14 protein-coding genes and 1 pseudogene are annotated in these 17,872 nt (G+C 42.8%); 12 read left to right on the top strand and 3 right to left on the bottom strand.

What is annotated here, in order from left to right:
• The first annotated feature begins 235 nt into the window (after positions 1-235).
• From ahrC to N1I86_RS14130, 5 genes are all read left to right on the top strand, one after another.
• A complete protein-coding gene (gene ahrC, locus N1I86_RS14110) occupies positions 236-685 on the top strand; it encodes a transcriptional regulator AhrC/ArgR (RefSeq protein ID WP_341096820.1) in 450 nt (149 codons plus the stop codon).
• Between the two features lie 22 nt (positions 686-707).
• Positions 708-2,399, top strand: coding sequence for a DNA repair protein RecN (gene recN, locus N1I86_RS14115; protein WP_341096821.1), 1,692 nt, complete (start codon positions 708-710; stop codon positions 2,397-2,399).
• Between the two features lie 108 nt (positions 2,400-2,507).
• Positions 2,508-3,797, top strand: a complete 1,290-nt coding sequence (gene spoIVB / locus N1I86_RS14120) for a SpoIVB peptidase (RefSeq protein WP_341096823.1) — start codon at positions 2,508-2,510, stop codon at positions 3,795-3,797.
• Positions 3,798-3,975: 178 nt separating this feature from the next.
• Positions 3,976-4,764, top strand: a complete 789-nt coding sequence (gene spo0A / locus N1I86_RS14125; protein ID WP_003355282.1) for a sporulation transcription factor Spo0A — start codon at positions 3,976-3,978, stop codon at positions 4,762-4,764.
• Between the two features lie 177 nt (positions 4,765-4,941).
• Entirely contained in the window at positions 4,942-5,685 is a 744-nt protein-coding gene (locus N1I86_RS14130; protein WP_003355281.1) for a glycerophosphodiester phosphodiesterase, read from the top strand.
• A gap of 183 nt (positions 5,686-5,868) precedes the next feature.
• Here N1I86_RS14130 and N1I86_RS14135 read toward each other — a convergent pair whose 3' ends face one another.
• Positions 5,869-6,105: a DUF2627 domain-containing protein gene (locus tag N1I86_RS14135; protein ID WP_003355280.1), complete on the bottom strand. Its 237-nt coding sequence runs from the start codon at positions 6,103-6,105 to the stop codon at positions 5,869-5,871.
• A gap of 160 nt (positions 6,106-6,265) precedes the next feature.
• Here N1I86_RS14135 and N1I86_RS14140 point away from each other — a divergent pair, with 160 nt between their 5' ends.
• A complete protein-coding gene (locus N1I86_RS14140; RefSeq protein ID WP_445662282.1) occupies positions 6,266-8,209 on the top strand; it encodes a sigma 54-interacting transcriptional regulator in 1,944 nt (647 codons plus the stop codon).
• 106 nt (positions 8,210-8,315) lie between these two features.
• On the opposite strand, the gene N1I86_RS14145 is transcribed toward N1I86_RS14140, so the two are convergent.
• The gene (locus N1I86_RS14145) at positions 8,316-9,683 is read right to left on the bottom strand and encodes an ISLre2 family transposase (RefSeq protein ID WP_341096828.1); all 1,368 of its coding nucleotides are present in this window, start codon (positions 9,681-9,683) and stop codon (positions 8,316-8,318) included.
• Positions 9,684-9,874: 191 nt separating this feature from the next.
• Here N1I86_RS14145 and N1I86_RS14150 point away from each other — a divergent pair.
• The 6 genes and pseudogenes from N1I86_RS14150 to N1I86_RS14175 all read left to right on the top strand — a co-directional run.
• A pseudogene (locus tag N1I86_RS14150) lies at positions 9,875-9,997 on the top strand (helix-turn-helix domain-containing protein); the annotation flags it as partial.
• A 387-nt stretch (positions 9,998-10,384) separates the two neighbouring features.
• Positions 10,385-11,482, top strand: coding sequence for a branched-chain amino acid dehydrogenase (gene bcd, locus N1I86_RS14155; RefSeq protein WP_341096831.1), 1,098 nt, complete (start codon positions 10,385-10,387; stop codon positions 11,480-11,482).
• Between the two features lie 125 nt (positions 11,483-11,607).
• Complete coding sequence (gene lpdA, locus N1I86_RS14160; RefSeq protein ID WP_003355277.1) at positions 11,608-13,032, top strand: dihydrolipoyl dehydrogenase; 1,425 nt, start codon at positions 11,608-11,610, stop codon at positions 13,030-13,032.
• A 26-nt stretch (positions 13,033-13,058) separates the two neighbouring features.
• Positions 13,059-14,057 carry a thiamine pyrophosphate-dependent dehydrogenase E1 component subunit alpha gene (locus N1I86_RS14165; RefSeq protein ID WP_003355275.1) on the top strand — a complete coding sequence of 333 codons (999 nt, stop codon included), beginning with the start codon at positions 13,059-13,061 and terminating at the stop codon, positions 14,055-14,057.
• Between the two features lie 12 nt (positions 14,058-14,069).
• Complete coding sequence (locus N1I86_RS14170; protein WP_003355273.1) at positions 14,070-15,053, top strand: alpha-ketoacid dehydrogenase subunit beta; 984 nt, start codon at positions 14,070-14,072, stop codon at positions 15,051-15,053.
• A 133-nt stretch (positions 15,054-15,186) separates the two neighbouring features.
• Positions 15,187-16,470: a dihydrolipoamide acetyltransferase family protein gene (locus tag N1I86_RS14175; RefSeq protein ID WP_003355272.1), complete on the top strand. Its 1,284-nt coding sequence runs from the start codon at positions 15,187-15,189 to the stop codon at positions 16,468-16,470.
• 155 nt (positions 16,471-16,625) lie between these two features.
• Here the strand turns inward: N1I86_RS14175 and N1I86_RS14180 are convergent, their stop codons facing one another.
• The gene (locus N1I86_RS14180) at positions 16,626-17,486 is read right to left on the bottom strand and encodes a DUF1002 domain-containing protein (RefSeq protein ID WP_341096834.1); all 861 of its coding nucleotides are present in this window, start codon (positions 17,484-17,486) and stop codon (positions 16,626-16,628) included.
• Positions 17,487-17,872: the final 386 nt, after the last annotated feature.

Below are 17,872 nucleotides of genomic sequence, written 5' to 3' on the forward strand. Positions count from 1 at the left end.
CCTTTTCAGTGTAATGGCGGCTCTTTAATGGTAGGCCGTTTTTCTTTTTGTTTTCGCATATTTGTTTTACACAATAGGAGATACTACAATACAGATTCTCGGCATCGGCCTTTAGAAAAGAACGCGGCAGATCCGGATGCCCGGGCGAAGAACTATGACTATACTTCCTCGTTTATTTAATATATGATAAATGTATAAACAAGCATGTTTATACAAAGTTTATGGGGTGTTATACATGAATAAAGGACAACGCCATATTAAAATTCGCGAATTTATTGCACATCATGATATTGAGACTCAAGACGAGCTTGTTGAATATTTGCGAAAAGCAGGATTTAATGTTACACAGGCGACTGTTTCCAGAGATATAAAAGAATTGCACCTTGTCAAAGTGCCATTGCCGGATGGCAGATACAAATACAGTCTTCCGGCTGATCAGCGTTTTAATCCGTTGCAAAAATTGAAAAGAGCTTTGCTTGACGCTTTTGTCAGCATTGATTCCGCAGGGCATTTTGTGGTGTTGAAAACGCTCCCCGGCAATGCTCATGCTGTAGGAGCTCTGCTTGATAATTTAGATTGGGAAGAAATTATGGGAACCATCTGCGGCGACGACACTTGCTTAATTATTTGCAGAGAACCGGAACATACAGAGTTGTTGAAAAAACGATTTCTGGAAATGTTGTAATAACAGGTTTGGAGGGATGTAATTGCTGCAAGAACTATCCATCCACAATTTTGCCATTATCGATGAACTTTCCCTCTCCCTCGATAAAGGATTGACGGTTTTAACCGGTGAAACCGGGGCCGGTAAATCGATTATTATTGATGCCATCTCGCTGTTGATAGGCGGAAGAGGTTCTGCTGAATTTGTCCGGCACGGAGAAAAAAAGGCAGAAATTGAAGGGTTGTTTTTGCTGGATAATCCCAATCATCCTTGTTATCAAAAAGCAGAGGAATTGGGAATCGACATTGAAGATGGAATGATTGTCCTTCGCCGTGAGATTTCGACTTCTGGAAAAAGTGTCTGCCGAATTAATGGGAAGCTGGTCACGATATCCATTTTGAGGGAGATTGGCGCCTCCCTCGTCGATATTCATGGTCAGCATGAGCATCAAGAACTGTTAAATCCCGCTCTCCATTTGCAATTGCTGGACGAATTTGCAGGCAAAGAATTGGAGAAAGCCAAGATGAGCTATCAAGAGCTGTATGAGCAATACGTAAAAACGAAACAAAGAATTAGCCAATTAAGCGAGAATGAACAAGAGATGGCTCATCGACTCGATCTCATTCAATTCCAACTGAATGAAATTCAAAGCGCTGACTTGCAGCTGAATGAAGATGAAAAGCTGCTGAATGAAAAACGAAAACTTTCCAATTATGAAAAGTTATATGAAGCCATTACGACAAGCTACGATGGCCTGCAAGGGGAAGGAAAAGGACTCGATTGGGTCAGCCTTGTCATGAGCTATTTAGAGACAGCTGCTGAACTGGATAGTGAATACGAACCCGTTTATAAAAATGTGTCAAATGCTTATTATATGCTGGAAGACGCTGCAAGGCAAATCAGCGGAGAAATGGATACGATCGAATTTGATCCTAACAGATTAAATGAAATTGAAGCCCGATTGAATGAAATCAATCTTCTGAAAAGAAAATACGGACAAAGCATTGAAGAGATTTTGGAGTACGGGGCCAAAATAGAAGAAGAGATCGAAACTTTAACCCATAAAGAAACCAGGCTCGAGGATTTGGAAAAAAAATTAGCGTCCATCAAACAAGATCTGTTATTGGAAGCGAAAAATTTGAGCAATTTGCGCAAAAAATGGGCAGAAACACTGACTGAAGCGATTCACCACGAATTAAAACAGCTTTATATGGACAAGACTGTATTTGAAATTCGATTCCTACCTGTGGAAGAAGACACATTCCATAAAGACGGGATCGATCAAGTGGAATTTTATATTTCTACCAATCCGGGCGAACCCTTGAAACCTTTAGCAAAAGTGGCTTCTGGAGGAGAATTGTCGCGGATTATGCTGGCGTTGAAAACGATTTTCTCCAGCCACCAAGGGGTTACTTCCATCATATTTGATGAAGTGGATACAGGGGTTAGCGGCCGCGTCGCACAGGCGATTGGCGAAAAAATTTATCAAGTATCTGTTCAATCCCAAGTTCTGTGCATTTCTCATCTGCCGCAGGTCGCGGCCATGGCGGACACTCATTTATATATTTCCAAAGAGACCGACGAAGGACGGACTAGAACGTCTGTCAAACCGTTGGAATATGAAGAAAAAGTAAAAGAGATCGGCCGGATGATTTCGGGAGTAGAAATGACCACTTTGACGAAGCAGCATGCAAAGGAACTGCTTGACTTGGCCAAATCCATTAAACAAGTTTGAAAAGCTATCCTAAATTGGATAGCTTTTTGCTGTTTACACAGTTATAAATCCATTCCGGAAAGGTCAAATTAAAAGTGTAGCCTAATAAGAAGCGAGGAGAGTGAAAAGATGAGTTTGGATCGTCTAAGGAAAATAATTGGTGGAATTCTCCTTGTTTCTTTGATCATGGCTTTGGTGTGTCAGCCTGTTGAAAAATACATGTCCATACCAAAATCGATATCTTTGCCAGAAGGAGAACAAATTTCTTTCGGCAAATCTCAAGCAGTGAGTGCATTTGCTTCTTCAAAGGACCATGTTGATGTTCATAATCGAAAAAGTGCGTTTTCTATAAAAGGAAAGGATATAGGAAAAGAAGAAGTATTGCTGGAATATGCAGGATTTCCAATGAAAAAAGTGGATATACGAGTAGTCAAAAACATTAAAATCATACCCGGCGGCCAATCGATAGGGGTAAAATTAAATTCGCTAGGCGTCCTCGTCGTAGGTCATCACTTGGTAGATTCTGCATCTGGGAAAAAATCACCTGGTGAGGAAGCCGGCATTCGAGTCGGTGACATTATAACGGAAATCAATGGTCACCCCGTAGAAAAATTAAGCGATATTTCTCGATTAATAAAGCATGCCGGCATTGAAAAAAAGCCGCTGGAAGTCATAGTGATAAGAGATAACCAAAAAATCAAAACAAAACTTCTTCCACTAAAAGACAAAAACGAAAATACCTACAAACTGGGGCTTTATATCCGAGATTCAGCAGCAGGAATCGGTACGATGACCTTTTATGATCCAAAAACAAAAAAATATGGCGCTTTGGGTCATGTCATTTCCGATATGGATACAAAAAAACCGATCCTTGTTCATGATGGCAATATTGTACGATCGACCGTGACTTCTATTGAAAAAGGACGTCATGGCGATCCTGGAGAAAAGTTAGCCCAGTTTTCAGAAGATCGCCAAACGATCGGTGATATTCGCAAAAACAGCTCGTTTGGCATTTTCGGCAAATTAAATCAAAATATCTCGAATGGAGTATTAAACAAGCCGATGCCAGTGGCTTTATCTTATCAAGTAAAAGAAGGACCGGCTAAAATATTGACGGTTTTAAATGGTGAAAAAGTCGAATCTTACGATATTGAAATTGTCAGCACGATTCCGCAAAAATATCCCGCTACCAAAGGAATGGTGATCAAAATAACCGACCCGAGACTACTCGATAAAACAGGTGGAATTGTTCAAGGGATGAGCGGGAGCCCCATTATACAAGATGGAAAAATCGTGGGTGCCGTAACCCATGTTTTTGTCAACGATCCAACTTCCGGCTATGGCGTTCACATTGAATGGATGTTGCATGAAGCGGGGATCGATATTTACGGAAATAAAAATAAAAAAGCAGCAAGTTAAAAACCAGATGGAGCAATCCACCTGGTTTTTTCTTTCCGAAAACGAAAACTGCTAAAATCTTCATTAAAAATTTGAAAACTTAAAGGATTTTTTTTGGATTTGTCGAAAAAATAATTCAGAGAATGAATATAATGAGAAATATAAAAGAGAGAAATCAGGATTGAGGAGGAAACCTGTAGTGAAAAAAATAAAAGTGGCTGTTGTTGACGATAATCGCGAATTGGTGAATTTGTTGGTAGACGCTATTTCTTCTCAAGAAGATATGGAAGTAGCGGGGGTTGCTTACAATGGACATGATTGCTTGGAAATGCTCCCAAGAACGGCTCCCGATGTGTTAATATTGGATATTATCATGCCTCATTTTGATGGATTGGCTGTACTGGAAAGTATCAGAGAGAATCCTTTGGAGAAAACGCCGAATGTCATTATGCTAACAGCTTTTGGACAAGAAGATGTGACGAAAAAAGCTGTTGAATTAGGAGCTTCTTATTTTATTTTAAAGCCTTTTGATATGGAAAATTTGATCAGCCATATTCGTCAAGTAAGCGGATCAGCACCATCGATTCTAAAAAAATCCACTCATTTTTCCCGAATGGCCTCCGAGCAAAAGCCGAAAAATTTAGATGCAAGCATTACGAGCATTATTCATGAAATTGGTGTGCCGGCTCATATTAAAGGCTATTTATATTTGCGCGAAGCTATCGCAATGGTGTACAACGACATTGAACTGCTGGGATCCATTACCAAAATCCTGTATCCGGATATCGCTAAGAAATACAATACGACCGCAAGCCGAGTGGAGCGGGCGATCCGTCATGCCATCGAAGTTGCTTGGAGCCGCGGAAATATTGAATCCATTTCTTCTTTATTTGGTTATACGGTGAGCATGTCGAAAGCAAAACCTACGAACAGTGAGTTTATCGCGATGGTAGCTGATAAGCTGAGACTTGAGCATAAAGCTTCTTAAATATCGTTTGGACGATCATTTTAACGATCGTGGCAACGTCTGATCCATTTTTACGCGGCGGTTAAAGACTTCTTTCATTTTTATGTATGAACATTCTTTTTTGGTCAAATGGTAAGCCTCTGAAAGAATGTTCTTTTTTGTTTCAAAGGAAAAATGGATAAAGGGGATGAGTGGTTCGTGACTCTCATATTTGCCCATAGAGGGTTTTCCAGCATTGAGCCGGAAAATACAATGTCGGCTTTTCAAGAAGCCGAAAAATGCGGTGCTGATGGAATCGAATTAGATGTGCAATTGACAAAAGACGGCGAAGTAGTGGTTATTCATGATGAAAAGGTGGATCGTACCACCAATGGAAAAGGGTATGTAAAAGATTACACGTTGAGCGAACTGCAGCAATTGAACGCACACTATATTTTTAAAAAACAGAATGAAAAAGTGCGAATTCCAACGTTAAAAGAAGTGTTTGACTGGTTGGCCGGAAATCATTTGATTTGCAATGTAGAAATAAAAAGCCACGAATTTCAGCAATTCCATTTAGAGGAAAAAGTCATTGCATTCATTCGCCGCTATGGATTTGAAAAACGAGTGATTCTTTCTTCTTTTAATCATTACTCGATCGTTCATTGTTATCGGCTGGCGCCCGATGTGGAAACGGCCCTTTTGTATTCCTACGGGATATATTTACCGTGGGTCTATGCGAAAGGATTACATGCAAGAGCCATTCATCCCCATTATCAGACATTAACGGAAGAAATCGTTCAAATGTCCCGTCAAAATGGAATTAAAGTACGTCCTTATACCGTTAACCGTGAGAAAGACATGAAACGCCTTTTTGCGATGGGGTGTGACGCCATTATCACGGACGAACCGAAGAAAGCACTCCGGCTGCGGCAAAGTGATGGCCAATCGTTTTCATCATAAAAAAGGAACGACAATGTGGATATTTTGTTTTACTCAATGGAAATGGATTAGATCAGTTAAATGAAACGGCTTCGAGGGAAACATTCCCTTGAAGCCGATAATCTTGTTTGTGGACAATCTTTTCAAGCAAAATCCATTTTGCGAACACGAAGAGTATGATGGTCATTCATGAATCCATTCTTTTTATCTTTTTTGGAATCGTTTTTGTACTTTGTTTCTTTTACGGTCGCGGTAAAAAACAAAACCCCCTACAAACGAAAGCCCGGCTCCAAACAGTAAAAAGCCGATAAGAAATTGCAGCCATAAAGAAAGAAAGGGCGGGTGTAGAATACCGAATACCGTATCTCTCATCCACTTTATTCCCAGACCCGCAAGAAGCGCGGGAATGACCAATATTAATAGCGCAAAAATACGAGCCATGACTTTCTCCCCTTTTTGTCCGTATGACCAAATAGTATCCAACTTTTCGAAATTGTCAAGCGGATATTTTCCATTAAAATGTAAAAGATGAAAAAACCTCTCAAAGCGTGGTGAAGCAACATTGCAAAAGGTGTTAATTGTCGGTGCAGGAAGAGGCGGAATGACGATCTTAAAATTTCTTCAGGAAACAGCGCTGTTTCAAATAGCGGCCATTGTCGATATCCATGAGAATGCTCCGGGTATGAAATTGGCCAGAAAGATGGGGATACGGACAGAATCCGATTGGAAGCCGCTTTTAACAGATGAAATCGGAATGACTGTCGAAGTGACAGGGGATGAAAAGGTATTTCAAGAGATGAAAGAAGTGTGCGGAAAGCAAACGGTCTTGATTCCCGGCAATATCGCCCATATGATGGCTCGTCTGTTGCAAGAAAAAGAATCGCTCATTCTCCAGCTGAAAAATGAACAAAATAAGCATAATGTCATTTTTGATTCCACAGATGAAGGAATGGTCGGAATTGATCTTCGCGAAAAAATTATTCTCTATAACAAAAGCGCGGAACGAATCATCGGAATCAAAAAAGAACAAGCGATAGGCACTCCCGTACGGCAAATCATCCCCACAAGCCGGCTTCCTCGTATATTAAGGACAAAAAAAGCGGAAGTCAATCAAGAACAAGTATTGGCGAACGGCTTGAAAATTATTACGACGCGAATACCGATGATGGACGAAAATCAAAATATCATGGGAGCGTTTGCCGTCTTTCGGGATATTACGGAAGTACTGAACCTCGCCGAAGAGATCACCAATTTAAAAGAAGTTCAAACCATGCTCGAAGCGATTATCCATTCAAGCGACGATGCCATTTCCGTAGTGGATGAAAAAGGAAGAGGCATTTTAATCAATCCTGCCTATACAAGAATCACGGGTTTAACGGAAGAACAGGTGATCGGAAAACCAGCCAATGCGGACATATCCGAAGGGGAAAGCGTCCATATGGAGGTATTGGAGAAACGAAAACCGGTTCGAGGAGTGAAAATGAAGGTTGGTCCGAAACGGAAAGAAGTGGTGGTGAATGTAGCGCCTATTATTGTCAATGGCACCCTGAAAGGAAGCGTCGGTGTGATCCATGATGTTTCAGAAATACAGGCGTTGACTCAAGAATTGAATCGGGCTAGACAAATTATTCGTACGTTGGAAGCGAAATATACGTTTGAAGACATAGTGGGTGAATCAGAAGAAATCAAATACGCGATTGAACAAGCCAAGCTAGGTGCGAATACCCCTGCTACCGTACTATTAAGAGGGGAGTCGGGCACAGGAAAGGAATTGTTTGCCCACGCCATACATAATGCCAGTGATCGCCGCTACAATAAATTTGTCCGCGTGAATTGCGCTGCGATATCGGATACGTTGTTGGAAAGTGAATTATTTGGCTACGAAGAAGGGGCTTTTTCCGGTGCGAAAAGAGGGGGCAAGATTGGACTGTTTGAAGAAGCAAATAACGGCAGCATTTTTCTGGATGAAGTTGGAGAATTAAGCCCGAATACACAAGCCAAATTATTGAGAGTTCTTCAAGAACAAGAAATTGTTCGTGTAGGCGGCACAAAACCTATTCATATTAATGTTCGGGTGATTGCCGCGACAAACGTTTCTTTAGAAAAAGGCATTGCGGAAGGAACATTCAGGGAAGATTTATATTATCGTTTAAATCGAATGCCCATTCAAATCCCTCCTTTGCGCCGAAGGAAGACGGATATTCCATTGCTTTGCCGATACTTGCTGGCAAAAATCAACCAAGATTACGGACGAAATGTGGAAAGAATTTCCTCGGAAGCAATGAAAAAGTTAATGGATTATGACTGGCCAGGGAATGTAAGAGAACTAGAAAACGTATTGGGAAGAGCTGTGATTTTTATGAATTATCATGAGACGATGATGGATGTCGATCATTTATTCTTTTTGCAATCCCAGCCAAAAGAATATCCTCTTGAATCCCCGATTCATGGCTTAAAAGAAGGGACAACACTATCTTCTTTGATGGATGAATATGAAAAAAACAGAGTCAGTCAAGACTTTGTGGGAATTTTTTTGGTTCGCTGAAAATAGATGTAAGTCATAGGTTAGCGAACCATTTTTTTGAATTTCATCCGTAAGCGCTTTCGGACTCTCATCCCTTGCCATGACAGACGAATATGTATACCTTTTTTTACCATCCCTTGAATTCAGACAGGGCATGATAGATCGGAGTCCCGGACGATTGCTGTAAATATGGCACGTTATTCCGCGTTACCTCTGGAAGAAGACGGCGGATGCGTTGTTTCGCCTTGTTCACGATCGTCTGTTTGGTAGATGCCGTTTCCTCCGCCGGATGCGACGATTCTTCTCCTAAACGATGTCCGAAAAGACGAATCCCATCCATCCGGGCAATCATTGCCTTGAAAAACGCCCTGAGTCCCTTGTCTGTCCAACTGCGGCGGTATTTCACCCGATACGCCAGCTGGCTCATCACGCTTTCAGCCCTCCCCATCGGATACATGCCCGTTGTGTCCACTCCTTGCTCCTTCAGCCATTCCCGGTAATCACGGATGCATCCCGGCATCGATTCGATCCGGTGGATCAAGGCAGCCAGCTGTTGTTCTTTCGCTTCGTCCCCCAGCGTGCCGAGGGCGCTGTTCAGTTCCACAAGCAGCTTCTCTTCATCCTGCTTCGCCAGCTTTTGCCGAATCGCCTGCCACCGTGGATGGCCCGAGAGGCATTGGCGCAACTCACGCGCCACGTGGAATCGATCCAATTGGAAGCAGACCCGTCCTTTGAAATACTCCCGGCACGCGGTAATCCATGGAGCGCCGTCCCCGTTGATGACAAGAAGATCCCGACACGGATCATAGGCATATTCATTTATCAAAAATTCCTCGAAGCCTTCCCACACCTCCCCCTTGCCCTCATGGACGTAATGGCGCTGATTGACAAATTCGATCCGTGAGCCGTTGCGCTTCCACCCTTCGTGAACGGTTAGGATCTTGTCTTCCTTGGCCCGTTTTCCCTTCCCTTGGCGAGAAACAAACAGTCCATCGGCCTCCACAAACAGCACCCGTCCATATCGCTGGTTGACCGGGCAGTGCAGCGGAGCTTCAGCTTCGAGCACCAACTGGCGGATCGCCTCATGGCTCATCACCGGATACCCGACCATCTGGGCAAGCGTACGAGCCGCTTTGCGATAGGAAGAGCACTCCACAGCCAATCCCATCGCCGTTTCTTCTAGACAAGGGCTGATTGACTGCGATCCATCAAACGCTAAAAAGGAATCAAGCAAAAACGTGTAACGGTTTTGTTCTCGGTCTAAATAGTAGTTTCGCTCAAAGGTAACTTCGCCAAACAAGGTTTGAATCGTGGTGCGTCGTTTGTCTTTCAAGTGGTACCGGCGCTTGTCCCGGGTTTCCGCCAATTGTCGGTCGATGTCCTCCAACAGAGCCGTAAACAGCTCGGCGAAGGCGTTTTGCAAGGCTCGAAACAAATCAAGTTCGATCTCTTTCCATGTCAACGAATTTGTGGTAAGATGTTGTTGAATATTCATGGGACTCTCTCCTCCTGTTTGATAGTGTGAACAATGATCATCTTACCAGGGAGAGAGTCCTTTTTTCATGTTTCCTGCTTGGGATCCTACCGCGCTTTGCTTGGTGGCCCCGATGAGGGGGTTGAGAACATACGTTCCCAACCCCTTATCGGGGAATTCTAAGAATTTCTCCCACAAACATTTTACTCACACAAAAAAACATTATTCAAGAAACGCTTATTCAGACGGGAGGAAACAAAACCGAAGCTGCGAAAAGGTTAGGAATTTCCATTCGTAATTTATATTACAAAATGGCAAAGTACAAACTGCAATAATTTGCATGCAAATGATGACACTTTTGCAAGAAACGGCAAAATCAAGGGGAAAGGACGACTGGAAAAACGATTTTTTCTTATTGGCATCCATTTTGCATGACAATGAATGAAGAAAGTTAGAAAATAGAGCAGGAATCGTCTTTCTTTTTTGCGCTCATTCAGACAGTAAAAAATGGAATTAACCATGAGCGATGCTACGATTTCGGTGATTCGTACGATATCCTTTGTCGGATCTTATTCTCGATCACTATTGTTTATGCGCATACGAGCAATGGAATGATAGTCAGGAAATCCTGCATTCCCATGTAGGGACGACAAAGACGACAAGTAGTATGTTTTTGTCCTTTAGCTTATAATGGATTCAGCATCATGAGGGAGGAATAGAGAATGGAAATATTTCGCTATATGGAAAAATACGATTACGAGCAGCTATTGTTTTGCCAAGATCAAAATTCAGGTCTAAAAGCTATTATTGCCATACATGACACGACGTTGGGACCTGCCCTCGGCGGAACGAGAATGTGGACTTATGAATCGGAAGAAGCGGCAATCGAAGACGCCCTTCGATTGGCGAGAGGCATGACGTATAAAAATGCGGCAGCAGGATTGAATTTGGGCGGAGGAAAAACCGTCATTATTGGCGATCCTCATAAAGATAAAAATGAAGAAATGTTTCGAGCGCTCGGACGATTTATTCAAGGTTTAAACGGGCGTTACATTACCGCGGAAGATGTCGGCACAACGGTAGCGGATATGGATATCATTTACGAAGAGACCGATTTTGTCACCGGCATTTCACCTGCTTTCGGGTCTTCAGGAAACCCCTCTCCCGTTACAGCGTACGGCTGTTATGTCGGAATGAAGGCAGCGGCAAAAGAAGCATTTGGATCAGACTCATTAGAGGGATTAACCATAGCGGTGCAAGGGGCAGGAAATGTTGCTTATCATTTATGCAAATATCTCCATGAAGAACGGGCGCGTTTGATTGTAACGGATATTCATAAAGAACCGGTTCAACGCATTGTTCAAGAGTTTGGGGCGGAAGCGGTTGATCCGAATGACATCTATTCTGTAGAAGCGGACATCTTTTCGCCTTGCGCCCTTGGTGCCATTCTGAACGATGAAACCATTCCGCAATTGAAAGCGAAAGTCATCGCTGGTTCTGCCAATAATCAACTAAAAGAGGCGAAACACGGGGATATGTTATATGAAATGGGCATTGTTTATGCTCCGGATTATGTGATTAATGCCGGTGGAGTAATCAATGTTGCCGATGAACTTTACGGCTACAACCGCGAACGCGCATTAAAAAAAGTAGAACAAATTTATCAAAACATAGAAAAGGTATTCGAAATTTCTAAAAGAGACGGGATTCCGACTTATATAGCGGCCGACCGTATGGCAGAAGAAAGAATTGAAAAAATCCGCCATTCTCGGAGCCAATTTTTAACCAACAGCAAACATATACTCAATCGCCGTCGCTAAGAGATTTAAAAAGGCAGCCATATGGGCAGAATTTTTAACAACCATATTCCATAGCGGAAAAAATCGATCCTTTCGATAAAACGTGAATCAGCGGCCAATTTGGTTTTGATAAGGAGGATTTCCTGATGGCAAAAGAATATGACATCGTGATTTTAGGAGGAGGGACGGGTGGATACGTAGCAGCCATACGGGCTTCCCAACTTGGATTGAAGACCGCGGTTGTCGAAAAAGAAAAACTTGGAGGCACTTGCCTTCACAAAGGATGTATTCCAAGCAAATCCCTTTTGAGAAGCGCGGAAGTTTTTGCGCAAACAAAAAACGGTGAAGAATATGGCATAATTGCCAAAGAAATTAAACTCGATTTTCAAAAAGTACAAATACGAAAGCAACGGATTGTGGATCAGCTGCATCGTGGTGTTCAACAGTTAATGAAAAAAGGAAAAATTGATCTGTATCATGGGGTCGGACGGATTTTAGGCCCTTCCATTTTTGCTCCGGTTGCCGGGACGATTTCCGTTGAAATGAACGATGGGAATGAAAACGAGATTTTGATTCCTAAACATGTCATCATCGCTACTGGTTCACGGCCAAAGACGTTGAATGGTTTGGAAATCGATGGGGACTTTATTTTGTCTTCCAACGAAGCATTGGAGTTATCCAATGTTCCGTCCTCCGTTTTGATTGTTGGTGGAGGGGCGATCGGGATAGAATGGGCCTCGATGCTAAAGGACTTTGGATCGGATGTCACGATCATCGAATATGCCAACCGTCTTCTTCCATCTGAAGATCACGATATTTCAAGAGAATTGGAAATAAGGCTGAAGAAAAAAGGAATCCGAATTGTAACAAATGCCAAAATTCTCACGGATACGGTTCAAAAAGAAAAGACAACGGCTACGGTCCAAGTAGAAGTAAACGGGGAACGACTGGCGTATTCAGCTGAAAAAATTCTGGTTTGCGTTGGTCGTCAAGCGAACATTGAAGATATCGGTTTGGAAAACACCGATATTCAAGTGAATCAGGGAGTCATTCAAGTCAACGATTATTTTCAAACAAAAGAACGCCATATTTATGCGATTGGGGACGTCATTGGAGGATTGCAATTGGCTCACGTGGCTTCCCGTGAAGGAATGATTGCAGTCGAGCATATTGCAGGCTTGAATCCTGAACCGCTTGACTATTCGCTTGTTCCGAAATGCATTTATTCATCCCCTGAAATCGCCAGTGTTGGCTGGACGGAACAAGAAGCAAAGGAAAAAGGACTGAATTTGAAAATTGGAAAATTTCCGTTCCGAGCTGTTGGAAAAGCGCTTGTTTACGGACAGTCCGATGGATTTGTCAAGTTGATTGTCGATCGGGACACGGATGACGTATTAGGAGTTCATATGATTGGACCGCATGTGACCGATATGATATCCGAAGCCGGATTGGCGCGCTTTTTAGATGCTGCTTCTTGGGAAGTGGCTCATGCCATTCATCCACATCCGACTTTGAGTGAAGCGTTGGGAGAGGCGGCCTTTTCCGTTGATGGAAAGGCGATACATCTGTGATGAAGAGAAGGAATGGAGGGTTTCAAATGGTTCAAAACCGACATAAGGAATTGGGCCTCAGCGACGATAGAGTTTTAGAGATGTATAAAACGATGCTTATGGCTCGTAAGATAGATGAACGTATGTGGCTTCTGAATCGTTCAGGAAAGATTCCGTTTGTCGTTTCTTGCCAAGGACATGAAGCAGCCCAAGTGGGAGCAGCCTTTGCGCTTGATGCAAAAAAAGATTATGTACTCCCTTATTACAGAGGTGTAGGGATTGTACTGTCCTTTGGAATGACGGCGAAAGATTTAATGCTTTCGGGTTTTGCGAAAGCGGAAGATCCAAATTCAGGGGGCCGACAAATGCCGGGGCATTTCAGCCAAAAGAAGCTGCACATTGTCACCGGATCCTCTCCGGTCACCACGCAAGTGCCTCATGCAGTGGGCATTGCACTGGCGGGAAAAATGGAGAAAAAAGATTTAGTGGCGTTAGCAACGTTCGGCGAAGGTTCATCCAATCAAGGCGACTTTCATGAAGCGGCTAATTTTGCGGGCGTTCATAAGCTTCCTGTTATTTTTATGTGCGAAAATAATCAATATGCGATTTCTGTTCCGCTAGAAAAACAGCTTGCCTGCGAAAGAGTGTCCGATCGAGCCGTTGGTTATGGAATGCCGGGCTATACGGTGAACGGCATGGATCCGCTCGAAGTTTACAAGGTGGTAAAAGAAGCTGCGGACCGTGCCCGCAAAGGAGAAGGTCCGACCTTAATTGAAGCATTGACCTATCGGTTGACGCCGCATTCTTCAGATGACGATGACCGCAGCTATCGTTCTCCGGATGAGGTGGCGGAAGCGAAAACAAAAGATCCGATTATCGTTTTTGGCGCTTATTTAAAAGAAGCAGGTGTCATGGATGACCAGCTTGAAAAGGAAATCCATAACGAAGTAATGGAGATCGTGAATGAAGCAACGGAGTATGCGGAGCAAGCACCATATGCTTTGCCGGAAGACGCACTGAAATATGTCTATAAGGAATCATTGTAAGGGGGATTCAACATGCCTGTCATTTCCTATATTGAGGCTGTGACCATGGCGATACGCGAGGAGATGGAACGAGATCCTCGTGTATTCGTGCTTGGAGAAGATGTCGGCAAAAAGGGCGGAGTATTCAAAGCGACCCAAGGATTATTTGAACAATTTGGGGGAGAACGAGTAATCGATACCCCGTTGGCTGAATCGGCGATAGCCGGTGTAGGAATTGGAGCGGCCCTTTATGGGATGCGGCCCATTGCCGAAATGCAATTTGCTGATTTTATTTTGCCCGCTGTCAACCAAATTATTTCGGAAGCGGCTAAGATTCGCTATCGCTCGAACAATGATTGGAATTGTCCGCTTGTGATAAGAGCTCCATACGGTGGAGGAGTTCATGGCGCTCTTTACCATTCTCAATCGATGGAAGCCGTTTTTGCCAACCAGCCGGGTTTAAAAATTGTGATGCCTTCCACTCCTTATGATGTGAAAGGTCTGTTGAAAGCGGCTGTTCGCGACGATGATCCCGTTTTATTTTTTGAACATAAGCGGGCCTATCGGCTGATCAAAGGAGAAGTGCCTGAAGAGGATTATGTGCTTCCAATCGGAAAAGCGGATGTAAAACGAGAAGGAGATGATGTGACCGTTATAACGTACGGTTTATGTGTTCATTTCGCTCTTCAGGCCGCAGAAAGACTCGCGAAGGATGGAATCGAAACGTATATATTGGATTTACGAACTGTTTATCCTCTTGATAAAGAAGCGATTATAGAAGCAGCCAAAAAAACAGGAAAAGTGCTGCTTGTTACAGAAGATACGAAAGAAGGAAGCATCATGAGTGAAGTATCGGCCATCATTGCAGAGCATTGTTTATTTGATCTTGACGCTCCTATTAAGCGGCTCGCAGGACCTGATATTCCGGCAATGCCTTATGCCCCTACCATGGAAAAATTCTTTATGGTAACTCCTGAAAAAGTGGAAAACGCCATAAGAGATTTAGCTGAGTTTTAACCGCACTTTCTTTAGAACCCTTTTTCGGAAGTGCCGACATAATGCAAATCTTCTCTTTTTGGAGTCTATTACACGTCTATTTTGAGTGAGTCGCATGGTTTAAGGAGCAATGAAGATACAAGGAGTGGTTACGATGGCACGGGAAAAAATGACGATGCCGAAGCTAGGCGAAAGTGTGACGGAAGGAACCATTAGCCGGTGGCTAGTAAAACCGGGTGATCATGTCAAAAAATACGATCCGATTGCGGAAGTTTTAACCGATAAAGTAAACGCTGAAGTCCCTTCTTCTTTTACCGGCACAGTCGTTGAACTTGCTGCCGATGAAGGTGAAACGCTCGAAGTGGGGAAAGTGATCTGTGTCATTGAGACAGGAGAAGAAGGTTCGACACAGAAAGAAACAACAGAGCAAGAAGTGCCGGCAGCCGGAATGACAATGAAACAAAAGGCGGTGGTTTCGGAGGCAAAGACCCGTTTCTCTCCGGCTGTATTAAAGCTTTCACAAGAGTATGGGATTGATTTGTCAAAAGTTCAAGGCACCGGAAAAGGGGGGCGTATTACCAGAAAAGATGTATGGAAATGGATTGAATCGCATCATCATTCGAAAACTTCTGGGGAACTACCTGCAACTGTTCATTCGGATGCTGTGGAAGAACGACCATTGAATGATCCTGAAAAGAACGACATGAAAAAGCACTTGCATTTGTCCGGTGCTCACGGTGATTTGGAAATAGCGGTGACAGGAGTGCGCAAAGCCATTGCCCAACATATGGTTCGAAGCAAACAAGAAATCCCTCATGCTTGGACCATGATGGAAGTCGACGTTACCAATCTTGTTCAGTACCGCGATTCCATTAAAGAAGAATTTAAAGAGAGGGAAGGTTTTAATTTAACGTATTTTGCCTTTTTTGTAAAAGCAACAGCTCAAGCCTTGAAAGAATATCCGCAAATGAATTCGATATGGGCAGGGGATAAAATCATTCAGAAAAAAGATATTAACATTTCGATCGCTGTAGCGACGGATGATGCGCTGTATGTACCTGTCATAAAGCATGCAGATGAAAAAACGATCAAGGGCATCGCAAGGGAGATTCATGAATTGGCCGTGAAGGCCCGTAACGGCAGCTTAAAGCAAGAAGATGTGGAAGGGGGCACGTTTACCGTTAATAACACAGGTTCCTTTGGTTCTGTGCAATCCATGGGAATTATCAATTATCCGCAAGCCGCCATTTTGCAGGTGGAATCGATCGTCAAGAGACTCATGGTAATGGATAACGGAATGATTGCGGTTCGCGATATGGTCAATCTTTGCCTCTCTATCGATCATCGAATACTGGATGGGCTTATTGCCGGGCGTTTTTTGCAAAGGGTGAAACAAATTCTCGAAAATATTTCGAAAGAGAATACACAGATTCATTGATCATTATCTCGAATCAAATACCTTTATCTTTCAAGATTTTAATCAAAAAATGATTTCTATCAAGTAAAAGGCCAGACTCAAAAAACAGGGCTGGTTCCTCCTATCCACGATAAGGAGGAATCAGCCCTTTCATAATGGGTCGGCCTTTTTAGAGATTATTTAAAAAGGCTTGTAATGGAGTTAACGATCGATTGCAAAAAGTCGATGATCGATTGGAGGAAGTTTTTTCCTTCGTCCGAATTTTTAAATTCATTCCATTTCTCTTTTGCTTTTTCAATTTGAGAATTGACTGCATTCCAGTTGATGTTTAAGTTTTTCATTTTGTCAAACAAAGAGACAAGCTGATCCTTTTGATCCGGTGTCAAGGAAATATTTAATTCATTGGCAACGTTATTGACGATCACTTGAATATCTTCTTTTGTTTGAGGATGTTGTTTAGCGATTTCTTCTTTGATTTTTTCGATTAATTGTGTGGCATCGTTTTTCCCGATATCATCGGCCAGTTTGGCGGTTGTCACCATTTCTTGGTTGGCCACTTGCTTTTGTGCTTCCGGAATTTGTTTGCCCGTTGTGGATTCATAAGCTTTAATGATTCCGGTAAGCGCAGCCGTTCCGGATACGTCAAAAGGTGCCGTGATATAAATATCGGCATCTTTTACACCGGCCGTTGTCAACGCGTTCATGTACATTTCTTTCGATACCCACGTGATATGATTGGTTTGCACTTTCAGGCCATATCCACTTTCTTTAGTGGTAATTTTGCTGGAAGAAATGGCTTTCGTACCAATTTGCGAATTGGGAATATAGTTTCCCAAATATTTATGTTCTTCGGCGTTCGTAACCGTGATCGTATTGACATCACCGGAAACGCCCATTTCATTTAAAACTTGTTCTTTTTGCTGAGGGGTTAAATCCGCTCCGAGAGTAACGGTTGTTTCGCCCGTAATGCTGTCAGCCTGCACAGACATGGTGAAACCCAATGTAAAGATGGCAAGCAACAAAAATAATTTTTTCATAAAATCCTCTCCTGTACAATTTACCTTTCGTTTTGGAATACAATGAGACTTCAGCTACGCTAAAGCAGTCGCTGAATGTTCATGGCGGAAGGTTGATTTTGACAGATTTGATCAACCCGCATTCCGCCGGCATCGTCCTTTCTCTCACCTTTCGCTTTTAATCGGATCAGCGAGGGAAAAGGACTTTTCTAATTCTTTATTTTAATCGAAATACAAATGGTTCTACAACTTTTTCTGTGATCCGTATTTCAAGTTGTTACTTTCGTCCTTTGCAGGAAATGATTTCTATAATGAAATAAGCAGGTATTTGTATGCGTATATTCATGAATGGAAAAACGATCGTCTTTTTTCGAAAAGAAGATGCCAAAGACTTACACATTGGCCCA

This window comes from Bacillus sp. FSL W8-0116 (assembly GCF_038003825.1).
GTDB lineage: Bacteria > Bacillota > Bacilli > Bacillales > DSM-4216 > Bacillus_O > Bacillus_O smithii.

Bases quoted from the DNA above. Each gene is read 5' to 3' on its own strand.
- ahrC (WP_341096820.1), top strand. From the start codon at position 236: ATGAATAAAGGACAACGCCATATTAAAATTCGCGAATTTATTGCACAT.
- N1I86_RS14165 (WP_003355275.1), top strand. From the start codon at position 13,059: ATGGTTCAAAACCGACATAAGGAATTGGGCCTCAGCGACGATAGAGTT.
- N1I86_RS14145 (WP_341096828.1), bottom strand. From the start codon at position 9,683: ATGAATATTCAACAACATCTTACCACAAATTCGTTGACATGGAAAGAG.
- spoIVB (WP_341096823.1), top strand. From the start codon at position 2,508: ATGAGTTTGGATCGTCTAAGGAAAATAATTGGTGGAATTCTCCTTGTT.
- N1I86_RS14175 (WP_003355272.1), top strand. From the start codon at position 15,187: ATGGCACGGGAAAAAATGACGATGCCGAAGCTAGGCGAAAGTGTGACG.
- lpdA (WP_003355277.1), top strand. From the start codon at position 11,608: ATGGCAAAAGAATATGACATCGTGATTTTAGGAGGAGGGACGGGTGGA.
- N1I86_RS14170 (WP_003355273.1), top strand. From the start codon at position 14,070: ATGCCTGTCATTTCCTATATTGAGGCTGTGACCATGGCGATACGCGAG.
- N1I86_RS14180 (WP_341096834.1), bottom strand. From the start codon at position 17,486: ATGAAAAAATTATTTTTGTTGCTTGCCATCTTTACATTGGGTTTCACC.
- N1I86_RS14135 (WP_003355280.1), bottom strand. From the start codon at position 6,105: ATGGCTCGTATTTTTGCGCTATTAATATTGGTCATTCCCGCGCTTCTT.
- bcd (WP_341096831.1), top strand. From the start codon at position 10,385: ATGGAAATATTTCGCTATATGGAAAAATACGATTACGAGCAGCTATTG.
- N1I86_RS14140 (WP_445662282.1), top strand. From the start codon at position 6,266: ATGACGATCTTAAAATTTCTTCAGGAAACAGCGCTGTTTCAAATAGCG.